5 protein-coding genes are annotated in these 2,943 nt (G+C 28.0%); all 5 read right to left on the bottom strand.

Translation table 11 applies throughout. The annotated features are described in order from the left end of the window. Positions 1-48: 48 nt before the first annotated feature. Positions 49-444 (bottom strand): hypothetical protein, encoded by a 396-nt coding sequence (locus MC378_RS15275; protein WP_242179696.1) that lies wholly within the window; start codon positions 442-444, stop codon positions 49-51. Then, complete coding sequence (locus tag MC378_RS15270) at positions 441-731, bottom strand: hypothetical protein (RefSeq protein WP_242179693.1); 291 nt, start codon at positions 729-731, stop codon at positions 441-443. The genes MC378_RS15275 and MC378_RS15270 overlap by 4 nt, the downstream gene beginning before the upstream one ends. A gap of 155 nt (positions 732-886) precedes the next feature. Then, positions 887-1,234 carry a hypothetical protein gene (locus MC378_RS15265; protein WP_242179692.1) on the bottom strand — a complete coding sequence of 116 codons (348 nt, stop codon included), beginning with the start codon at positions 1,232-1,234 and terminating at the stop codon, positions 887-889. 510 nt (positions 1,235-1,744) lie between these two features. Continuing rightward, entirely contained in the window at positions 1,745-2,173 is a 429-nt protein-coding gene (locus tag MC378_RS15260; protein ID WP_242179690.1) for a hypothetical protein, read from the bottom strand. A gap of 208 nt (positions 2,174-2,381) precedes the next feature. Continuing rightward, positions 2,382-2,573, bottom strand: coding sequence for a hypothetical protein (locus tag MC378_RS15255; protein WP_242179688.1), 192 nt, complete (start codon positions 2,571-2,573; stop codon positions 2,382-2,384). Between the last annotated feature and the right edge of the window lie 370 nt (positions 2,574-2,943).

The following is a 2,943-nucleotide window of genomic DNA, read 5'->3' as shown; positions in this document are numbered from 1 at the left end:
TTAAGATAGCATTAGCAAATAAATTAATAAAACAGATTTTCTCTATTGCTAAAAACAAGAAATATTATGATGAAAATTATCAAAATTTATATTGCTGTAATTAGATGAAAATTTAACAAAAAACAATAGGTTTTTAACACAGATCATTCCTAAATAATAACTCATTTCTTTTTTAGATTCGTTTGTAGGTTTTCCAAGTAATATTTTTATTTCATCTTTGGTTTTTCCTTTAAGTTTATGATTTTCGGTTAAATTGTAAACCATATTCCATCTAACACCAAATGAAGATTCTGTTTCTTTCCAGCTAATCCATTCAGTGCGATTAAATTCAGTTTTATTTAAATAGTCATTAATGTCAGGTTTTAGAACAAAAAAAGTTACAACTAAAACATAAATTATTCCAACTCCAATTAATATTTTCAAGATTGATTTAAATAATTTCATCTTAAACCTTCTTCAATTGCATTTTTAAATTCAACTAACCTTTCAGCAACTTTCTCATTATGTTTTCTGTTTGGGGAAAGTCCCATTGATTCAGATTCTATTTTATTCAAAATTTCTGTAATTTTCTTTAAATCTTCTGTTAAAGTGTATTTCAGAATTGTCATTGTGTACGAAGAATATTCACATCTTGCACAAGGTTCATCTGATACTCCAATTGGGTCCCAAATGTAGAAAAGCATTTCGTCAATTCTATTTTCTAATTCTTTTAGTTTCTGTTTACTTTTCATTTCGTTAATTACACACAACGTTTATGTATATGGAAAGTTGCGGGTTTGCGTGCGAGGATTTTCCGAAGGAAAATCAGACGTAGCAAACGTGCAACGACCTTTGTTTAAGCCTAACACCAGCAATTTTTTATATACGGTGTTGGCAAATCGTTTTTTTATTTTGTTTCTAAATTCAAATTTTCTATCACAGTATTTAATTCCGCAAGAGAATTTTTTTCAATTAATTCTGTATTAATTCTCAATTCGGTTGAGTCAGTTATAAAAATATAATCTCCAGCAAATTTTTTAATCCGCTTTATTTCGTTCAGATTTATTTTTTTCGGAATCAAGTGATTTTTTGAGATAATTCCGTTTTCAATGGTTAGATATTGTTTGTTATTCTCAAAGAGATAAGTTCCGAAATATAAAATTCCGATTATTAAATAACCATAGTTAAAAACATTGTCCGAATTAAATATAACTGCTACTGTTCCCAGTACTAACCATAGTATTCCGAAAATCATATAATGTTTTAGTCTTTTTTTTGTAAACCTTATTTTCATTTTTTCAATCGCTTTATATCTTTTGTTCTGAATTTCATTTACTAATCTAATAATTTTTTTCGGAACAGAAATTCCAACAAAAAACTTTCAAATTCAGATTTTAATTCCGCCAACTTCTTTTTTTAATAGTAACAAGCTTTTATGGAAGCTCGAATTTTATTGGTACTCCAAAATGTTTGCCAACGGTTGGTATAAGAATAGTGCGCCAATAAAAAGAAAGTCACTATTCATTAACTAAACATCGTAGCGCATTATTTTTATACGGTGTTGGCATACGTTTTTGTTTGTCAGTCGTTATTTATTCAAATTATATGTCAAATTCAATTAAAGAGGAAACAGATTACGAAATAGCGAAAAGAGGGTGTTCGGGAATTAAAAAAAACATTGAAACAATTAAAAGTGATATCGATTTCATTTTAGAAAATAAAGAGTTGTTAGAAAATGAAAGTTTACACGCCCCAATAGGTTATATTAATATAGGATTCCAAGCTCTTGAAACAATTTTAAATGAAATTCGTAATCCTTATGAATAATATTATTTTCAGAATACTCTATTACTATTTTAAAAGGTATTTCTTTTAATACAGCCTTTCCCATGTGCCTAACCTCGTTCTTCCAATAATCATTTAAATCTTCGTAATCTTTTTGTTTTTCACTGTATAAAACTCTTAACATATCTAAATCTCTTTCTCTTACAGAAACCTTATACTCATTTATTGCTATGTTAATACTATTAAAATCTTTTAATTCAAGTATGTTTTTTATTAATATAGATAAGAATTGATGCTCCTTTCCTTTAAATAGTTTAACATATTCATTATCCATAGATTTTTCAGATGCTTTTTGTAAATCGGACAACCTTTTAAAGTTAGATTGATTATAATATTCCTCTGTTTTCATATTTATATTTTTTGTATCTTTGTTACTGGCGTTCAAATGGATGCCAACGTGTTTGTATATGGTTTGTTGCGTGGTTAAAGCAACTAATTTAGTAAATAATTACCGACCAAGAAAGTCCGAGAGGACTTTCGTAAGTAAGCGATAAGCCAGCAATAAATTATATACGGTGTTGGCATTTCGTTGTTTTTATTCAGTTTTATTTTGGTCTTTATCTGCTTGTTTTTTTTAAATTATATCTGGTCATAAGTGCCATAAATATTCCGAAAAAAGAGGCGTGAAATATAAATTTCCATATTTTGAAATCTTGCCCATCAGAATAGTCAAATCCAGCCATAAGTCCAGCATAAACGATTCCCGAAAACAAACCTGATTTTATTATTGCTTTTGTCCGCGTATTCATATTTTTTAAATTCCGTTTTTAGGTTAAATTTATTTCCGATTGAGTGAGAAATTCCTCAATTTGCTAAATTCCGCATTCAATTCGGGTTTTCCTTTTCAATTCAGTTTCCGATTCCGCAAACGAACTAAAAGTCAAACGTTTTGTTTAAAATCACTCTTTTTATATTTCTTATGTTCTATTTTCTTTTTTTCTAAAATTGTATAAAATTTTCGTGGCGAGATTTTCAAGTCTTTTGTTATTTCGCTCACTTTTTTCTTTCCTTTTTTATACAACTTTAAATTCTCATTTGTTTTGGATCAAGTCCAAAAGTTGTGGGATTTAAGGATTACGCAAAAATTGTACTAAGTCTGAATAAGAAAAAATCTACATT

The organism is Polaribacter marinus, assembly GCF_022662535.1.
Classification (GTDB): Bacteria; Bacteroidota; Bacteroidia; order Flavobacteriales; family Flavobacteriaceae; genus Polaribacter; species Polaribacter marinus.
This window is presented reverse-complemented; position numbering and strand designations above follow the sequence as displayed.

Bases quoted from the DNA above. Each gene is read 5' to 3' on its own strand.
- MC378_RS15265 (WP_242179692.1), bottom strand. From the start codon at position 1,234: ATGATTTTCGGAATACTATGGTTAGTACTGGGAACAGTAGCAGTTATA.
- MC378_RS15255 (WP_242179688.1), bottom strand. From the start codon at position 2,573: ATGAATACGCGGACAAAAGCAATAATAAAATCAGGTTTGTTTTCGGGA.
- MC378_RS15260 (WP_242179690.1), bottom strand. From the start codon at position 2,173: ATGAAAACAGAGGAATATTATAATCAATCTAACTTTAAAAGGTTGTCC.
- MC378_RS15275 (WP_242179696.1), bottom strand. From the start codon at position 444: ATGAAATTATTTAAATCAATCTTGAAAATATTAATTGGAGTTGGAATA.
- MC378_RS15270 (WP_242179693.1), bottom strand. From the start codon at position 731: ATGAAAAGTAAACAGAAACTAAAAGAATTAGAAAATAGAATTGACGAA.